Here is a 19141-nt window from a genome sequence, read left to right as displayed (position 1 = left end):
TATTGACTGAGATCATAAATTTTTTTGTTTTTATCGAAGAGAAAATTTCGTATTGAGATTGACTCTCAATTCAATTTGTTAAGATTGTAAGTAATTGAAACTATTAAACTAATTATTGAAAAGCAATTGCTAATGCAATGTTAAAATCCTGTTGTCATTTTCTCATTTAGCACAAAAGTGCGGTAGATTTCCAGCAAGTTTTAGAGACTACTTTAAAGTGAATTTTCATCATAAAATCCTCTTTTCTAAATGAGAATAAATAAAAAAGACATAAAAAAACACCGCACTTTTGCGGTGTTTTTTCATTATGTTTTTGCTATCAGCTGATTACCATTGGTAACCTACGCCAGCTGCAACCCCAGTTTTACCTTGGGTATTTGCCGTACCGGATAAACGGATGATGATCTTACCGTTATCAGAAATACGAGACATACCTATTGCAAGACCATTTTGCCCTTGATAGTTACCAGCTGCAATACCCACTAAGCTCTTACCTGGTGTATAAGCCTGCGGAATAGTCGCCGCTGCTAATGCACTTGCAGTACCCGCATCTGCACGTTTGCCAACTTTGTTGATCTTGTTATCCAAGCCACCAAGCTTATGACCAATACCTGCAGCGACAGCATATAACTGACTACCGTTAATCGCATCAGTAGAGGTTGATGAAATTTCACCTGCTGCTACGTTTTGAATACGACGTTCGTTACCTGCAGCACCTACAGATACTACGCCATCAGCTTTCGCTCCTTGGAAACCGCCATAAGTCATATAGCCTACAGTTGCGGTGCTTACAGTACCTGTTGAACCAGCTGTTGTACTAGTTCCATCCTTACCATCTTGTTTCAAGTTATGTAAAGTACCAGTTTTAGAGCCATTACCGCCACGAGCAGTTGATTTAGTTCCTAAGATAACTGAATTTCCAACAGTATGTTTTACTTCATTACCTAATACAAATGTATCATCAGTTGCAACAGTATTATTGTTACCCACTGAGTAACTACTGTTACCATTAATAATACTTGGATCACCAAATGCACCAGATTTATTACCAGTTACACGGTTACCCGTACCAATACTGATTGAATCATTACCCGTTACAACAGAATTAAAGCCAATTGCGACAGCATTTGTACCTTCAGCACTTGATTTAGAACCAATCGCTGTTGCAAATTTACCTGATGCACTTGAGTCAAAGTCATTCTCAGTTTCCACTTTAGTACGCTTAACACCGTCATTAGAGTGGAAGAACTTAATACCTTGCTCATTCATATTGTAGATTGCTTCAACAACAGAGTTAGTAATAATCTCTTTTTGACCTTGAACATTATAGGTCTTCAAGATTGGGGTACCGCTCTTATCAACAATGACATTCTTATACTCTTTACCATCAACTGTAATGTTCTTCACATTTGGTACATTACCACGGCTTAATGCATAGACTTGTGCCCCATTTACTGCATCTGTGCTGTTTGGTGAAATATCACCCGCAGCAACACCAGTAATCTTAGTTGGTGTTTTACCATCTGCACCACTTACATTGATGTTACCCTCTGCAGTAGATGAAATCTTAGGTCCTTTATCACCGCCAAACTGTACGCTATTGAATTGAACATCGTCTTTAGTTGCGTAAGTAACTTTACCATCAGCTTCTTGTTTCACCGACATATTTTTGCCTGCTATCATTTCCACTGATTTTCCTGGTTTAATTAATTCCTTATCACCAGAAACTTTCTCTCCGCCATCAACACTTGATGTTTTTAAAGTAAAGCCAGAGTTATTAATTGCATTAATTACATCTTTCGCAGTAGCAACTTTATTATCTAAAGCCTTATCAGCTTCCTCTGCAGCTTTTTGAGCTTTGTCTTGAGCATCATTAGCTGTTTTCACAGCGTCTTTAGCGTTATTAAATACACCCTGTTTTTCAACCGCACTTTCCTTCGCTTTCTTCGCTAGTTCTTGAGCTGCATTCACTTTATTTTGAGCGTCTTCCGCATTCGCCTTCGCTAAATCAGCTGCTTTTTGTGCAGCCTCTTTCGCTTTAACTGCAGACTCCTGAGCTTTCTGAGCATCATCTAATGCTTTTTTAGCTTTTTCATCATTTGGTGATGCTTTAGCTGCTGCTTCTGCTGCAGTTAAGTCAGAATTAGCTTTATCTAACGCTTTATTAGCATTAGCTAATGCTTCATCATTTTTCTCCGCATCGGCTTTTGCTTTGCCCAAATTAGTATTTGCATTCGATAATTCAACATCAGTTTTAATAACATTATCTTTAGCTAAATTCAGCGCCTTAGTAGCGAAATCTAACGCTTTATCAGCATTATCTAAATTTTTATAAGCTTTATTTAATGCTGAAGTATCTGATGAAGTTACTAAACCATTTTCAGAAGATCCTATCGACTTTGTATTTACATCAAACTTGACGTAAGTGGTTGTTACGTTCTTACCATCTTCGTCTTTAGCTGAATCTACCGCCATAGATACTGTTGTGCCCTTCCCATTCACATATTTTACGTTGTCATTAGGGTTAACTTTTTCATATACCTTTTCGTCCGAACTAAATTCTTTGGTAGTAGAACCGATACCGATATTCCAACCAGATTTTTCAATAGCAGTCGCCACAGTGTTACCAGTTACGAAGGAGTTACCATCGTTCGTTACTTTGTCGCCATTAGCCACTGGAATTTCTGTAGTTGTCGCTTTACCTGTAACAGGGTCTTTCGCATAGATTTTACCATCTTCACCACGAACAGCCTCTGTTTTTGTACCATCAGCTTTAGTAATTGTTACATTATTAGTAACTTTCCCCTCTTTTAAGCCTACTGTAATTTCACGAGTGCCGTCAGTTAAAGTTTTTCCAGTTACTTCAATACCTTTGCCGCCTTTGAAGTCGACCTTGCCGGCATTCTTCACGACATCGGTGTAGCCGTTGCCGTCTTTGGTCGATACCACCCAGCCCATATTTTGCAAATCGCCTACGGTTGCGGCGGCGTTCTTGTTCACCGGTGCAGCTTTTGTACCTGCCAAGTCGATCAGTTTTTCCGTTTTCGACTCTACCGGATTACCGTCCGACTTTTTATCACCGTTCGGTTTGGTGCTTACTTCGCTTGTATTCAACACCGATGCCACGCCGACAAGTTGGGCCGGTTTGCCGTCTGAAGAGATTTTCAGTGCCGTTGCCGGTTTGTTTGCCGCATCGTTATTGGATGCTTCTTTAGCTGCTTCCGTCGTTAGGCTGACCGGTTTTTTGCCGTCTTCATCTTTACCGATTTTCACAGTTGCAAACTCAACGTCGTCTTTGGTCGCATAAGTGACTTTGCCGCCCGCATCCTGTTTCACGGTCAGATTTTTACCCGCAACCATTTCAACGGTTTTACCCGGGTTGATGACTTCCCCGTCGTTCTTCAGGGTATTGTCGGCAGTCAGATTGTCGGCGGCAGCAGTGGCGGAAGTCTTCAGCGTAAAGCCGGAGTTGTTAATCATATCCGCAACATTTTGAGCGGTTGCCACTTTGTTCAAACCTGCCTCATCTGCCGCTTTATTTGCCGTATCAAGTTTAGTTTGAGCCGCTTTCTTAGTCTGTTCATCTCCTGCTTTCGCCAATTCATCTTGAGCATCTTTGATTGCTTTCGATAAATCCGCAGCATTAGCAACCGGACCTGCAACTTTACCCGTAGCTTTACCGTCTTTGGTTTCCGCAGTGATTACACCCGTATCCACATCCACCTTCACTCGGCTTTCCGCTCCGTCGGTTTCAATGCTGACCGTCGTACCTTTGCCGTTTACAAAGTTTATGGTGTCATACGCCCTGACAAAATCAACCTCACTTCCGTTGCCCTTCAAGTTCCAGCCGCTGTTTAACACGTCGCCCACGGTAGCGGCGTTGTTCGCATTCACATTGCCGTCCGCCGTGCCGATTATCGGGGCGGATTGCGATTTGCTTGCCGGTTTGCCGGCATCCGCCGTGTTGCGGGTTTCGGGAAGGTTTGATTTAACATTCGACAGGGTGGTCGGAGATGTCGTGCCTTTTGCGCCGTTGACCGAAACGATTACGTCGCCCGCCGGCACTTCTTCTCCCGTACCGTCGGCATTCGGATAAAACTTGGTTTCCGTCGTGCCGTCATTTTTGGTTACAGTTTTCGGATAGACTTTTGTTCCGTCTTTCTTGGTATATTCCACCGGTTTGACCGAATTGTTCGTCGCAAGCTGGTGATCCACGTCTACCGTAATGGTGCGTACGCCGTTCTCGGTTTTACCCGATACTTTGGCGGCGTTTTTGCCGACAAATTTCACTTCTTCGGCATTTTTTACCTGCGCGTTGTAAGTCTTGGCGGGATTGTCTGTTTCCTTATCGGCAGAAAGCACCCAGCCCATACCGCGCAAGTCGCCCACGGTGGCGGCGGTATTGTCACTGACTGTCGGTTCGGTCTTGCCGGTTTCGGTTTTATTGAGGTTCAACAACCCCTCGGTTTTCGGATTGGCAGCGTCGAATTTGTCCAAACCGCTGCTTATGCCGCTAAGGGTAACCGGCTGTTCCTTCCCGCCTGCCGTTGCGGCAGGACGGCTGAAGGTCAAACCGTTTGCGGTCGGCGCGATATTGACGGTGTTGCCGCCTTGAACCAGTTTCAAGCCTTCAAACTCGGGGGTTTCCACAGTGGCAAAGGTAAATTTGCCGCCTTCGCGTTTGACACGCAGGTTTTTGCCTGCCGTCAGCGTCAGCTCGTCGCCCGCTGCCATGCTTTCGCCGGCATCGTTCGTGGTTTTGTCGTTATCGCTTACGGCATCACCGTTGTTGTTCGCCTTCGCATACCATTTCGCGCTGTTGACGGCATTGGCGACGCTTTCCACCGTGGCGAGCTTGCTTCCGTCGCCGTCTTTGGCTTTAAGCCGCCCTTTGTTCTTGCCGCCTGCATCCTCCGTTACGCCCGTTACGGCTGTAACTTTGCCGTCGCCGTCCACTTTGATGGTCGTGCCGTCGGCTTTGACATCGTATTTCACGCTGACGGTATCGGGGTTGCCGTCCTTGCCTTGCGTAACTTCCACATTGGCAACCGTGCCGTTGCCGTTTTCGTAATTGACGGCATCGCCCGGGTTGATTAATTGGGTTTTGTTTGTGTCGGTTACCGCCGCGCCATCGATTTTGGTCGCATTGGTTTTCCATCCCGACTGATTGATGGCGTTTGCCACATCGCCGGTTTTTGCCACTTTGTTCCCTGCTTTAGGGTCGGTGTCTGCCTTTCCGTTTGTGCCGACGACAACCTTGCCGCCCGCCGTCGTGATGCTGCCGGCGTCGTTTTTGGCGGTAATGGTAACGACTGCGCGTTTGCCGCCGTCTTCTGCGGCAACAGTAACATCCGTCGTCGCCTTATTGCCGCTGACAAAGTCCACGGTGTCGTAGGTGCGGACGAAATCGACGTTTTCGACCTCGCCGCCCGCCTGTTTCGCGCCCCGGATGTTCCAGCCGGCATTTAACACATCTTGAACGCTGGCGGCGCGGTGATAGGCGGTGGCATCAATGTTGGCGGTAATGTTCGCGGTTGTGCCGCCCGCCAAGGTGTCGGTCAGGGTCGGCTTGATACCGTTCAGATAGACCGGTGCTTTGTTGTTTATCGAGCCATCGGTGGCGGTTTCCGTACCGGTGAGGGTCAGACCGTTTGCACCGCTTGCGATATTGACTTTCGCCCTATCTTTGCCGATGCTCAGCGTGTTTTCCACATTGGCGGTTTCAACTGTAATGTCCTTCGCCAAGGCAAAGGTAATGTTGCCGCCGTCGCGTTTGACACGCAGGTTTTTGCCCGCTTTCAGATTCAACGTGTCGCCCGCCTTGACTGCCGTGCCTTTATCGTTTTCGGTCGGCGTGTCCACACTATCGTCCGTGTTTTCCACTTTGGCAATCCACGCCGCGCTGTTGATTGCATCCGCAACGTTTTTCACTGTGGCAATCTCGGAAGCCGCGCGGGTTTCCGCCTCTGCCTTCGTCTCCTGCTTGCCGTCCGCCTTGGTTTGGGCGGTAACGGTTACCTTACCGCGATTGGCGGTTTGGTCTTCGCCGCCATTTGCTGCGGCAATCGCGCCTGTATTGACTTTTACGCCGTCTGTGCCGACCGTAAGCGTTTTATCGGCGGCTTTCACGGCAATGCCGTCCGTCGTGGTCTCGATGCCGTCTGAAGTCTTGACCTTCACGCCGTTTGCGCCAACTTCCAAAGATTTGTCGGCAGCTTTGACGCTGTATTTCACGGTCGAGGTCTGCTTGTCGTCAGACACGCTGACAGACACGTCCGTGCCGTCGCCTTGTGCGAAGTTTACGGTGTCGTAGGCTTTGACAAAGTCTTTTGCCGTACCTTTTTCTTGGATGTTCCAGCCGCTGTTCAACACGTCGCCTACGGTTGCCGCATTGGTTTCGGCAAGTGCGGTCGGTTTTATTGCTGAAGTTGTCGGCGCGGTCGTACCGGTTTTCGCGCCGTCAAGGTTGCCGGCTACATTAGAAATCGCATTGCCGCCGTTGTTTAAGCCGTTTTCGGTCAGACTAACATTCGGTTTTTGCTCACCGCCGGTCGTCGGCGCAGCGGGCGTAATGGTAATGCCGTCTGAACTGATTTTCACCGTCGGTTTGCCGTTGGCTTTAAACTCTGCGCTGGTCAGGTTAATTAATTCCGGATTCAAGCTGTAAGTTACTTTGCCGCCCGCATCCTGTTTCACAGTCAGATTTTTACCTGCAACCATTTCAACGGTTTTACCCGGGTTGATGACTTCGCTGCCTGTCGATTTGTCATCTTTCTTACCATCGGCAGTGGCGGAAGTCTTCAGCGTGAAGCCGGAATTGTTAATCATATCCGCAACGTTTTTAGCCGTAGCAACGCCTTTATCATCCAAAACCTTATTTAATGCCGTTTCGGCATCTTCGACTTTTTTCTCAGCCTCTTTCTTCTGTTTATCTGTCGCATCTTTAGGCAATGCGGCCAACTCGTCTTTTGCAGTTTTTAATGCGTCTTGAAGTTTGGAATCGGTTGAGGGCGCAATCACAGAACCGTCGGTGCTAGAAACCAGCTTGGCAGTTTTAACATCGGGCACTTCCACATCAACGGTAATGGTGCGCACGCCGTTCTCGGTTTTACCCGATACTTTGGCGGCGTTTTTGCCGACGAATTTCACTTCGTCCGCGTTTTTCACTACATCTTTGTATTCGCCTGTTGTACCCGTTGCTTTATCAGATGAAACCACCCAGCCCATATTTTGTAAGTCACCTACCGTCGCCGCAGCGTTTTTATTCACTGCTTTAGCGTCTGTGCCTACCAAATCAATCAGGTTAGGACGTGCATTACCCGTTGTCGCCGTACCATTCGGATTGGTATCCACTGGTTTAACGTTCAGAGTAGAACCCACACCCGTAATCTGGGTTGGTTTGCCGTCTGAAGACACGTTCAATGCTGTTGTCGGTTTGTTTGCCGGATCGTTATTAGATACATCGGTTGCTTTATCTGTCGTCAAGTTAACTGGTTTTTTGCCGTCTTTTTCTTCGCCGACTTTGACAGATTTAAATTCAACATTATCTTTTGTCGAGAATGTGAATTTACTTCCATCTTGAGCAATCTTGATGTTTTTATCTGCTTCAAATGTAACGGTTTCGCCCGGTTTCACAAGTTGCGTTGCTTCGCCTGACACCTCTCCATTTCCAGTTTTAGCAGCAATGGCATTCCAACCCGCCTTGTTGATGGCTTCAGTGACATTTTCTACCGTCGCAATCTGTTTGCCCGCATCAGTTTTTGCTTGATTTGCAGCATCAAGTTTCGCTTGTGCTTTTTGCTGTGCAGCAGTATCCCCAGCCTTGGTCGCTTCAGCCAATTCCTTGGTCGCCTCTGCAATCGCTTTATCTAGTGCAGTTGTTGCCTTACCCGTTGATTCCGTTGCAATATCACCCGTGTTTACTTTCACGCCATCTGTACCAACGGTAATTGTGCTATCCGCTGGTTTTACAGAAATAGTATTGTTTGCCGTATCTTTCTGTAAACCACTGCCAACGTTCACGTCGTATTTGACGTTTACGTTGCCAGTTTCTTTGCCTGCCTTGTCAGTATCTTTAGTCACAGATACCGTTGTGCCACTACCATTCAAGAAATTCACTTGCTCGCTTGGATTGATGGTGTCAACTTCAGTTTTGTTATTTCCTGCAACTTTCCAACCGCTTGCTTTTAATTGGCTTACGTTTACAGCATCGTTGTCATCGCTACCGTTAGCTACGTTGGTGATTTTGGTCGGGCTTGTGCCATCCGCTTTAGTGACTTTTAAGTTATCACTATCGTTGGTGATTTTCGGACCTTGGTCGCCACCGATTTGAACGGTTGTAAACACAGGATTATCTACTGTTTTAAAGGTAAATTTATTCGCTGTGCTGTGGTCGATTTCAATGTTTTTGCCCGCATCAAAAGTAACTTTGGTGCCAGCTTTTACATTGTCTTCCGTACCATTTTTGCCATTGCCTGAAGCAGCTGCAATCCAATAGGCATCATTAATCGCTTCCGCTACGTTTTGAGCCGTAACAACCTTGTTCTCTTCCTTCGCTAACGCCGCTCTCGCATCCGCTAATGCTTTTTGTTTCGCTATATCTGTTGGGTTAGCAGTCGCCTCTCTCTCCGCTTCTGTTACTGCCTCTTTTAATGCCTTAACATCCGGTGCAACCACCTTGCCAGCAGTTGTCGTCAAATCGGCTTTATCAACATCAAACTTGATTTCGCTACGTTTTCCCTCTGCATCCGTTGTCACCGTTACAGTCGTACCATTACCATCCACAAATGCGACTTTATCACCCGGTTGAACGAGATCTTTGTTGGTTGTACCTTGTTGTAATGTCCAACCGCTTGCGTTGATAGAATCCGCCACGTTTTGTACGGTGGCAATTTGGTTTGCTCCGGCGTTAGTGAATGCTGTCTTCGCAGTCTCAAAGGCCTCTTTTTTGTCCGTTAAATCTTTATTTGCGACTTCATAAACACCTTTTGCCGTATTGCGTGCTGCCTCAGCATTAGTTTTTGCTTGTTCTAACTTAGACTTCTCGCGTTGACGATCTGCCAATGTTACCTTTAGCTGCTCCAATGTTCGTTCGCGTTGATCCACAACAAACTGAGAGCTCTCTACCTTCTCTTTGGCTTTATTCAGTACACTTTGTTTTGTAGTGTTAGTTGGGTCTCCATTTACATCATTCTGTGCTTTTGTAAGTGCGGTTTGGTCTGTTGCTAATATGTTTCGTGCTGTCGTTAACTCTTGCGTTGTTCTTACAATATCGGCTTGCACTGCTGTAACTGCCTCTTGTCCTTTGGTTAAGGCAGTATCCGTTTCTATATATGCTAATTCTGCGCGTTGATACGCATCGTTTTTCTCACGCCATACATTTTGGCTAGCAATCAAATTCGTTTCAGCAGAATTCATCGCTGTTGTAACCGCTTCATTGACTGCTTCTGTGGTGCCGTTTGGCGTATTCATCGTACCATCAGAATTTGCTGTCACTTTCCCCGTGGTGACTTTCAAACCCGCAGAGCTAACCGACAAGGTGTTGTTCACTTCTTTTACATCAAATGTAACATTTGCACCTGCTGGTTGTTTTTTAACCTCCTCTGCAGCCACTTTTTGTGCATCAGCGTTCAACTTACCATCGGTAAAATCGCTTGCTTTATAGAAATCACTCCCAATTTTGACCAGCTTATTGCCCTTTGTGTCTTCTGCTGAATTAATTTCAGCAATATTAACCGCTGTACCCAAGCCATCTAGGAAGTTCACACGGCCATTGGTACCAATGTTAGACAAGCGGAATTTATTATTGCCGCCCACTTGCCAACCGTTAGCAATGGTTTGAGAAAGTGAACGGGAGATCGCATTTAACTGCGAACCATTGACCGCATCGGTGGAATCTTCCGCCACACGACCTGCCGCCACGTTTTTCAACTGGCGTTCTGCACCCGGTGTACCAAAGGAAACCACATCCCCTTCAGACGTGTTAATACCACCCGCCCATCTGAAGGTGTATTTTGCCTTCGCTGAACCAGTTTCAACCACGTTGCCATCTTCATCGTAAGAAATATCTGTTTGACGTGTACCTTTGCTCACCTCATCAGCCACAGCACCCGTACCAATCGCCACCGAATTTTGCATGCTGGCGTGCGCCCCCGTACCCAATGCCATTGAACCAAGTGCATCTGCTCGTGCACCCGTACCAATCGCTACGCCCATATCCCCTTTAGAAAGAGAGTGGATCCCCATCGAGATAGAGGCATGACCATTTTTGTTGTCTGAGCTGCTGTAATCTAAGGGGAGGGTATTCAGGTGATAGCCAGTGATTTCGCGGTACGCATCAGAAAGCTTTTCCCCCGTCACCGTTTCGGTTCGCACTAATTTGACAGTACGAGTAACGGTCTTACCATTGATTACTTCCGTAATTGTGTCATCGTATAGTTCAGGTGTGCCATCCTTGTTCATTTTTTCTCTGCTATAGCTTACAACTTGATCCGCAGCCGTGCTAATATCCGACCCGCCAATCATAATAGATGAGTGCCCTTGTGCAATGGTGCCTAAACCCATGGCAATCGCACCCTGTTCACCTTTAGCCTTCGCCCCTTGACCGATGGCAATGTCGGACACTTGTTCCGATACTGCACCTTGACCGACTGCAACAGAAGAGGTTGCCGCCTTAGAACTATCACCAACAGCCACAGCAGATTTATCAGCATTTGCCTGATAACCTGCGGCTACGGCTGATTCTTTGGCATTCGCCCCCGTACCTGCAGCCACCGCATAATTACCTTGCGCTTCCGAACCCATACCAATGGCTACCGCAGCCTCAGCATTCGCCAATACGGATGCGCCGGAACCAATAGCTGTGGCACCAAAAGCACCTTTTCTGACGATGGAGTTCGTACCAATCGCCACGCCCAATGGAGTAGTGGAGTGGGCCTGCATACCGATTACGGTTGAACCATCTTGACCATAGCTGGCACGATAGGAGTTATCTAATACAGTGCCTACTAGTTCTTTATATTTGTCCCTAATCGTAATCGGGTTACCATTTTTTCCTGTGCCAGGCGTTGTCTCAGCGTCAAAATCATTCACGCCTTTGGCATCTTTGCTATCAGGATTCAAGGCTTTAAAATATTTCTTTTGGTCATAGGCTCGAATATCATTACCACCGATAACGATAGACCCTTGACCTGCTACAGATTGCGCACCAATGGCTACCGATTGGTCACCAATAGCACGGGTATTACGACCTAAGGCTGTGGCTTCATTAATATCTATATTTGTGTATCCGTTAGCACCACCTGCTATTTCTCGATAATCCGCAACATTTTTAACACCAAACGCTTTTTTCAGCACATTTTCATTAGAGTCAACATCTGTACCATTATCAACAGGCATATTATTGTTCTTAGTATTTAACTTTCTAAATCCTGCTCCAGCCCCGGCTCCTATAGCAACAGAAGAATTTACAGAACGCCCATCATCTTTATTAACTCCTGTATAAGCACCAGTACCAATAGCTACACCGCCTGCATCGTTCCCGTTACGGCTAAGACCAGCTTTGTCAGTTCCAGAAACCGCTCCAGCTCCAATAGCTATACTATAACCATTACTACCTTGATCTCGAGTTTCAGCGTCAGCACCGAAAGCAATATCCTTAATTTTTTTTGCTTTACTAGAGTTACCAAAAGCCATTGCCTTTTCAGCACCTGCATCGCTTCCATATCCTATGGCATAACTATCGTGACCTTGTGCTTTCGATCCAGCTCCCAATGCTACAGATGTAGCACCAAGCGCTTTAGATTTCCAACCTAATGCCATAGCATTATTGAAAGTTGTTGATGTTTCAGCTTCTCTACCTAAGGCTATACCGTAATTTCCGCCAGCTTTTGAGTCTCTACCTATTGCTAATGCACCATTGTTTCCCATTGCTTTCGCGTTATAACCTAAAGCAATATTACCTTCTTTGCTTGCAGCAGAACTATTCCCTATAGAAATAGAGTAATTCGCACTTGCATCGCTTCCATATCCTATGGCATAACTATCGTTACCTGTCGCATTCGATCCGGCACCCAATGCTACAGATGTAGCACCAGTTGCTTTTGTGTTAGAACCTAAAGCAAGACTATTATTACCTTGCGCTTTCGATCCATTACCGATAGCTACAGCATTTGTATTTTCTGCTTTTGCTTTATGACCTAATGCCATAGCGTCATTTGAAGTTGTTTCAGCTTCCCTACCAACAGCAATACCATCATTTCCTGCTGCCTTAGAATCTTTACCAATAGCAATAGATTCGCTACCACTTGCAGCAATAGCCATCCCCTTTGAATTAATCTGAATCAACCCACTTGCTGCGGTCTCAACCGCATAAGCCGAATGGCCGCTTAATAACGTCAAGGCGATGGCTGAAGATTTAATAAAATTGCCTGAAAATTTGACCGCACTTTTTTGTGCATTTGATGAGCTTTGTTTTTTGTGTGCTTTGGTTAATTCGGATACCGCCACCCAAGATTGGGTTGCTTGGCTCCATACAATACGGAAAATCTTATTCATAAGTTTTTCTCCTGCTATGACTAGGCAATATAAAAAATGCCTCTGTATAAATATGCTAAATGAGTTGATAAATAAATTTTTAAAATTATATTAAATTCCTCTTTAAACTCAAACTAATTCTACAATCTTTACAATAATTTACATTTAAAACTATCATAAAAATACAAAGCAAACGTTTGCTTTTTTTTGCGCAAGAAGTAAGCAAAAGTGCGGTGATTTTTAGGTGCGTTTTTATTGGGGAAAAGCAAATATGCTTATCAAAAAACAAAGGCCGCAAAGTGCGGCCAATTTTTTTTAGAATTCTTTTGAAATTAAACTTTCTGCTAATTGCAAATCAAGTGTGGAATCAATATCAATAGAACGATAAGTTGGCATTAAATAAAAACGCATTGGGGCAATAAAAAAGCGTTTTTCTTCAAAGAGACTTGCGATGTCATTAATATAAATTGCGCCGTTTGCACGATAAGATTTCGGTAATTTTTGGCGAGGGGCTTCAAAATCCGTTAATTCGTGAATAGGCTGAACTTCGGTGCCTTCTAAAGTGAAGGATTTATAAGGATGATGCTCACATTCGCAAGCGGAAACCACGGATTTATATTTGCCGCCAAGGAAAATTTCCATCGCATTACGAATATCTAAAGCATTACGCAATGGGCTGGTTGGTTGCAAAAGTGCGGCGGTGCCTTGTGAAATATTCAGTGTTTCTAAGCAATGCAAAATCGCATCAATGGTGCGTGTATCACTTTGCGCCAAACTTTCAGGGCGTGCCACTGCTTTTGCGCCGTATTTTGTGGCTTCTTTTAAAATTTTTTCACCGTCTGATGTCACCACAATTTGATCAAACATGCCCGATTCTTGCGCTGCCAAAATCGCACGCCCCACCAAAGAAACGCCCCCCACAAGCTGTAAATTTTTGTCTTTAATTCCTTTAGAACCCGCTCTCGCAGGAATAATTGCAATTCTTGTCATTATTTGCACCCTCTGTGATAAAAGTGCTGACTATTCTAGAATCTTTCCCTTGTTTTAGCAAAAACTAATCTTTAATATGGCACCACATTTTTGTTTAAAAAAGAGGAAATAAAATGACTCAACTTACTCGTGAACAAGTTCTTGAACTCTTTCATCAACGCAGCTCAACACGTTATTACGACCCCGCAAAAAAAATCAGTGATGAAGATTTTGAATGTATTTTAGAGTGCGGTCGATTATCGCCGAGTTCTGTAGGCTCCGAGCCTTGGAAATTTTTAGTGATTCAAAATAAAACCCTGCGCGAAAAAATGAAACCTTTTAGCTGGGGAATGATGAATCAGCTTGATCATTGCAGTCACCTTGTGGTGATTTTAGCGAAGAAAAATGCCCGTTATGACAGCCCATTTTTTGTGGATGTGATGACGCGCAAAGGCTTGAATGCCGAGCAACAACAAGCCGCCCTCGCCAAATACAAAGCCTTGCAAAAAGAAGATATGAAATTGCTGGAAAGCGACCGCACTTTATTTGATTGGTGCAGTAAACAAACTTATATCGCCCTTGCCAATATGCTTACTGGCGCTGCCGCCCTTGGCATCGATTCTTGCCCAATCGAAGGTTTTCATTACGATAAAATGAATGAATGCCTCGCCGAAGAAGGATTATTCGATCCTCAAGAATATGCCGTTTCTGTTGCCGCAACCTTCGGCTACCGCTCACGCGATATTGCGAAAAAATCCCGTAAAGGGTTGGATGAAGTGGTGAGATGGGTGGGGTAAATACTCGCTTTGATTTAACTTGTAGATTTAATTGATCCACAATGGGAAACCCCAAGGGATTTCTTGGGATTTTTTATTTATAAAATATGTTGTGGTAATACGGCTATTTCTGCTTCAAAAAGTTGTGGTTCAAAAAATAGTTTGTATTGCCATGTTAGTGCTTGTGAAAGCAAGCGAAACGTATAACGCTCAGGCGCAATTTTTTGTAATACTGATTCAAATTGATCATAGGTCTTTTTTAAATTATGAAGCGCTTGCTCGGGTTTCTTAGCTATCTTTTTGTTCCATACAATTTCTTGATGATAAAGCCTATTTCTAAAACGCATAATTTGTTTTAATGAGTTATACAGTTCCTTAAAAGTGCTAAATCGCTTATCAAATATATTATTAAAAACACCCTGCCAATAATATACGTGTGGGTTTCTTTGTTTATCGTAATCAAGTAAATTTACCCAAAAGCCGAAGCTAATCCGAGAGATAATATCATTTTCATCATAATTTTTCTTATGTTTGCAATCCTTAATTGATTTTTGAATCTGCTTTTTAGATTCTGTTGTAAGCGGCGCATTCTGATTATTAGCCAAGTAATGAAAGAATTTATATAGATCATTACTCGGTGCACTTTTTCTCATTAATTCGCTCATTTCATTACGTAATGCAACTTCAATCTCTTGAATAAGCGAAAAATAAATCCCTATTCTATGCTGCAATGCAGTGTAAACTGCAATAGCCTCTTCCTGTTTATTTTGATTATGTTGATAAAAACAGAGAAGATAGGCATCTAATCGACTTGCTGAAATACTTGTAATTTGTCTGGAAAGCATTTTTTTCTTTACTCATTTCTTATTTAATGCAATAATCCCACTACTGGCATGGACCCGAAGTCCCAGACTTGTGAGCTGGGGTGCTTTGTAAAGTGTGAGAACTGATTTACAGTTCAGAAAGGCAAGCGTTTAGGCTTGCCTTTTATTTTACTGACACTGTTCTTCAATCCATTGATTAAATGTTTCTTTTTTCCAGCGAGCTTTGCCTAATAAGTAAAAATCAGGTTTAGGAAATGTAGCTTTACTTTCTAACGATTCATTTACTAATTCAAGGCTTGAATCAAAAAATCTGTTTTTATGGTAAAGCGTTGCCACAAGAGGACTCCCAGTAGTCTTCAGATAATGATTAGGAAGATTAACTAAATTCTGAAATTCATCAGGCGTAATATCCAAGCATTTAATAATATCATCTGCCGACAGAAAATTTGCCATTCCACTGGTTATTTCATTAATGATTTCATTACGCGGTATTGAAGCCAGTTGAGCCTCAACTATCGCTTGTTTTACATCTTCAAATTTTGTACTCATTAATTTATTCCTTCATAATCTGTGACTTATACAGCACATTTAAAGGTTTATGCAAAATAAGTTGATTGTATGCAAATAAATTCGCAAGCTGATATAACTTCAGTATGAAATACAACTTACCTTAATCCCTTAAAGAGTTTATTTGCAGTGTGAGTTTTCCTTTTATTTCACTTCTTTAAATAAAATCTCACTTGGGATTACGGAACCTTGCCAGTAAAGTTCTGTAGAGACTTTTTCAGCAAGTTGTAGGAATGCTTGTGAAATTTCATTTTCAGGCACTCGCACAACAGTTGGGTTGCCTGCATCTAAATCTTCACGAATACGAATGTGTAAAGGAAGTTGAGCTAATACTTTTACATTGTATTTTTCAGCCACTTTCTCTGCACCGCCTGTACCAAAAATCGCTTCGTGGTGACCGCACTCACTACAAATATGCATTGACATATTTTCCACAATACCCAATACCGGCACGGATACACGCTCAAACATTGAAATACCTTTCACCGCATCAAGCAAAGCAATATCTTGCGGAGTTGTCACTACCACTGCGCCAGTCACAGGGATTTGTTGTGATAAGGTAAGTTGAATATCGCCAGTGCCCGGAGGCATATCGATGACAAGATAATCTAAACTATCCCATAGGGTTTCATTCAATAATTGGCTTAATGCACTGCTCGCCATCGGGCCGCGCCAAATTGTTGCGCTATCTTCATTCATTAAAAAGCCAATGGAATTTGCAGATAAACCATGTGCTTTAATTGGGGTGATGTGTTGATTATCTGGCGAAGTTGGACGTTGATTCGCTGCGCCTAACATATGTGGAATAGAAGGGCCATAAATATCCGCATCTAAAATCCCAACACGTGCGCCTTGTGCTTGTAATGCTAAAGCGAGATTAACAGAAACCGATGATTTCCCTACACCGCCTTTACCAGAACTCACAGCAATAATATTTTTCACACCTTTTACAGCAGGTTGATTATTTGCACGTTTAAGTGTGGCGATTTGATAAGTCACCGCCCATTTAATTGCTTTGCAATCTGTTGCTTTCAACAACGCATCTGAAACCGCTTGTTTTAACTGTTCTGCACCAGAATTCCACGCAAAAGGTAATTTCAATTCTATACGTAAAGTATCACCGCCCTTTTCCACTTTTTTCAAAGTATTAAGCGCAATCAGATCCTTTTGCAGGGTTGGATGTTTAAATTGTTGAATAATCTGCTGAACTTGATTTTGCTGCTCGGCAGTCAAATTATCAGAAAAGTAGGTTGCCATAATAACTTCCTGTTTAGTAGAGTAAATTTGTCAGGCATATTTAATCACGGAAAGTGCGGTATGTTAAGTTAAAGTTTTTCAAACTAGAAAAAAAGCCCTGTATCGGGTAAGATGTCCACAATTTTTGTATGCTAAAAAGAGAATAAAAATGACAACTCAACCCCGTAAAATTTTAGTCACTTGCGCCTTGCCTTATGCCAATGGGGCAATTCATTTAGGCCATATGTTAGAACATATCCAAGCGGATATTTGGGTGCGTTTTCAACGTATGCGTGGCAATAAAATCCATTTTGTCTGTGCAGACGATGCGCATGGCACACCAATTATGCTGAATGCCGATAAACTTGGCATTACACCTGAAGAATTAATTGCCAAAGCAAAAGCCGATCACGTGTGTGATTTTGCAGGTTTCAATATTAGTTTTGATAACTATCATTCCACTCACAGCGAAGAAAACAAACAGCTCACTGCAGAAATTTATAATAAACTCAAAGCCAATGGCTTTATTAAGAGTAAAGTTATTTCTCAGTTATTCGATCCTGAAAAAAATATGTTCTTGCCTGATCGTTTTGTAAAAGGCACTTGCCCGAAATGTAAAGCAGAAGATCAATATGGCGATAACTGCGAAGTGTGTGCTTCAACTTATAGCCCAATGGATTTAATTAATCCTCGTTCAGCTGTTTCTGGCGCAACACCTATTGTAAAAGAATCTGAACACTTTTTCTTTGACTTACCTGCATTTGAAGGGATGTTAAAAGAATGGACACGTTCTGGCTCACTTCAATCTGAAATTGCAAACAAAATGCAAGAATGGTTTGAGAGCGGTTTACAACAATGGGATATTTCACGCGATGCGCCTTATTTCGGTTTTGAAATTCCGGGCGCAAAAGATAAATTCTTCTATGTTTGGTTAGATGCGCCAATCGGCTATATGGCTTCATTCAAAAATCTATGTAATCGTGAAGGCATTGATTTCAATGAATTTTGGGCGGAAGGCAGCGATGCGGAGCTTTATCACTTCATAGGTAAAGACATCGTTTATTTCCACAGTCTATTCTGGCCTGCAATGCTTGAAGGCAGTGGATATCGTAAACCGACTAATGTGTTCACTCACGGCTATGTCACGGTGGATGGGGCGAAGATGTCAAAATCTCGCGGGACTTTCATTCAAGCCAGCACTTATTTAAATCATATCGATCCTGAATGTTTGCGTTATTACTATGCAGCAAAATTAAATGATCGCATTGAAGATTTAGACTTTAACCTTGAAGATTTCGTACAACGTGTAAATACAGATATTGTAAACAAATTAGTGAATTTAGCTTCACGCAATGCAGGCTTTATTGCGAAACGCTTTGAAGGCAAACTTGCGGATAAACTGGAAGATGAAACATTATTTACAGAATTTACCGCTCAAGCCGAGCAAATCGCCGCTTATTATGAAAGCCGTGAATACAATAAAGCTATTCGTGAAATTATGGCATTAACGGATAAAGCCAATAAATACATTGATGAAAAAGCCCCTTGGGTGATTGCAAAAGAAGAAGGCAAAGAGGCCGAATTGCAAGCCGTATGTTCAATGGGGATTGAGCTTTTCCGCGTGTTGATGTCTTACTTAAAACCTGTTCTTCCAAAACTGGCAGAACGTGCAGAAGCCTTCTTACAAGCTGAATTACGTTGGGATAATATTCATCAACCATTGCTTGGCCATGCTCTTGCACCGTTTAAAGCCTTATTTTCTCGTTTAGAGAAAAAACAAATTGATGCTGTTGTGGAAGAAACCAAAGCCTTATTTGCAGCAGCCAATAAAGCCGCAGAAAAAACTGAAGCAAAACCAACCGCACTTTCTGCCGTTGAACCTATTGCGGAAACCATCACGATTGATGATTTCGCTAAACTTGATATGCGTGTAGCAAAAGTATTGAAATGCGAAGCTGTGCCAGAATCTAATAAACTTTTACGTTTTGAATTAGATCTTGGCGATCATACTCGTCAAGTCTTCTCTGGCATTAAAGCGGCTTACAATAAGCCTGAAGAATTAGAAGGTCGTTTTGTGATTATGGTGGCAAACCTTGCACCACGTAAAATGAAATTTGGCGTGTCTGAGGGAATGATTCTATCCGCAGGAACAGGCGGTAGTAATTTATTCTTATTATCTGCCGATAGCGGTGTCACTGCGGGCATGCAAGTAAAATAATTAATTCAATCTAAATG

General features: G+C 43.4%; 7 protein-coding genes. 2 read left to right on the top strand and 5 right to left on the bottom strand.

The features are described from left to right. Positions 1-327: 327 nt before the first annotated feature. Both DV434_RS05960 and siaB read right to left on the bottom strand, forming a co-directional pair. Positions 328-12555, bottom strand: a complete 12228-nt coding sequence (locus DV434_RS05960; protein WP_118784799.1) for a YadA-like family protein — start codon at positions 12553-12555, stop codon at positions 328-330. A gap of 294 nt (positions 12556-12849) precedes the next feature. Further along, entirely contained in the window at positions 12850-13524 is a 675-nt protein-coding gene (gene siaB / locus DV434_RS05955; protein ID WP_118784800.1) for a 5-acetyl neuraminic acid cytidyl-transferase, read from the bottom strand. Positions 13525-13637: 113 nt separating this feature from the next. Here siaB and DV434_RS05950 point away from each other — a divergent pair, with 113 nt between their 5' ends. Beyond that, on the top strand, positions 13638-14300 hold the full coding sequence (locus DV434_RS05950; protein WP_118811544.1) for an NAD(P)H-dependent oxidoreductase: 663 nt from the start codon (positions 13638-13640) through the stop codon (positions 14298-14300). 77 nt (positions 14301-14377) lie between these two features. On the opposite strand, the gene DV434_RS05945 is transcribed toward DV434_RS05950, so the two are convergent. From DV434_RS05945 to apbC, 3 genes are all read right to left on the bottom strand, one after another. Then, positions 14378-15124, bottom strand: coding sequence for an Abi family protein (locus DV434_RS05945; protein ID WP_118784802.1), 747 nt, complete (start codon positions 15122-15124; stop codon positions 14378-14380). A gap of 147 nt (positions 15125-15271) precedes the next feature. Next, positions 15272-15652 (bottom strand): hypothetical protein, encoded by a 381-nt coding sequence (locus DV434_RS05940; RefSeq protein ID WP_118784803.1) that lies wholly within the window; start codon positions 15650-15652, stop codon positions 15272-15274. Between the two features lie 162 nt (positions 15653-15814). Next, positions 15815-16927, bottom strand: coding sequence for an iron-sulfur cluster carrier protein ApbC (apbC, locus tag DV434_RS05935; protein WP_118784804.1), 1113 nt, complete (start codon positions 16925-16927; stop codon positions 15815-15817). A 148-nt stretch (positions 16928-17075) separates the two neighbouring features. Here apbC and metG point away from each other — a divergent pair, with 148 nt between their 5' ends. Beyond that, positions 17076-19124: a methionine--tRNA ligase gene (gene metG, locus DV434_RS05930; RefSeq protein ID WP_118784805.1), complete on the top strand. Its 2049-nt coding sequence runs from the start codon at positions 17076-17078 to the stop codon at positions 19122-19124. Positions 19125-19141: the final 17 nt, after the last annotated feature.

This window comes from Haemophilus haemolyticus, from assembly GCF_003493685.1.
Classification (GTDB): domain Bacteria; phylum Pseudomonadota; class Gammaproteobacteria; order Enterobacterales; family Pasteurellaceae; genus Haemophilus; species Haemophilus haemolyticus_O.
The sequence above is the reverse complement of the archived record's forward strand: the minus strand, read 5'-3'. Positions and strand labels throughout refer to the sequence as shown.

What these genes read in the sequence shown, in the direction of transcription:
- DV434_RS05945 (WP_118784802.1), bottom strand. Translation starts at nt 15,124, where the DNA reads ATGCTTTCCAGACAAATTACAAGTATTTCAGCAAGTCGATTAGATGCC.
- DV434_RS05940 (WP_118784803.1), bottom strand. Translation starts at nt 15,652, where the DNA reads ATGAGTACAAAATTTGAAGATGTAAAACAAGCGATAGTTGAGGCTCAA.
- apbC (WP_118784804.1), bottom strand. Translation starts at nt 16,927, where the DNA reads ATGGCAACCTACTTTTCTGATAATTTGACTGCCGAGCAGCAAAATCAA.
- metG (WP_118784805.1), top strand. Translation starts at nt 17,076, where the DNA reads ATGACAACTCAACCCCGTAAAATTTTAGTCACTTGCGCCTTGCCTTAT.
- DV434_RS05960 (WP_118784799.1), bottom strand. Translation starts at nt 12,555, where the DNA reads ATGAATAAGATTTTCCGTATTGTATGGAGCCAAGCAACCCAATCTTGG.
- siaB (WP_118784800.1), bottom strand. Translation starts at nt 13,524, where the DNA reads ATGACAAGAATTGCAATTATTCCTGCGAGAGCGGGTTCTAAAGGAATT.
- DV434_RS05950 (WP_118811544.1), top strand. Translation starts at nt 13,638, where the DNA reads ATGACTCAACTTACTCGTGAACAAGTTCTTGAACTCTTTCATCAACGC.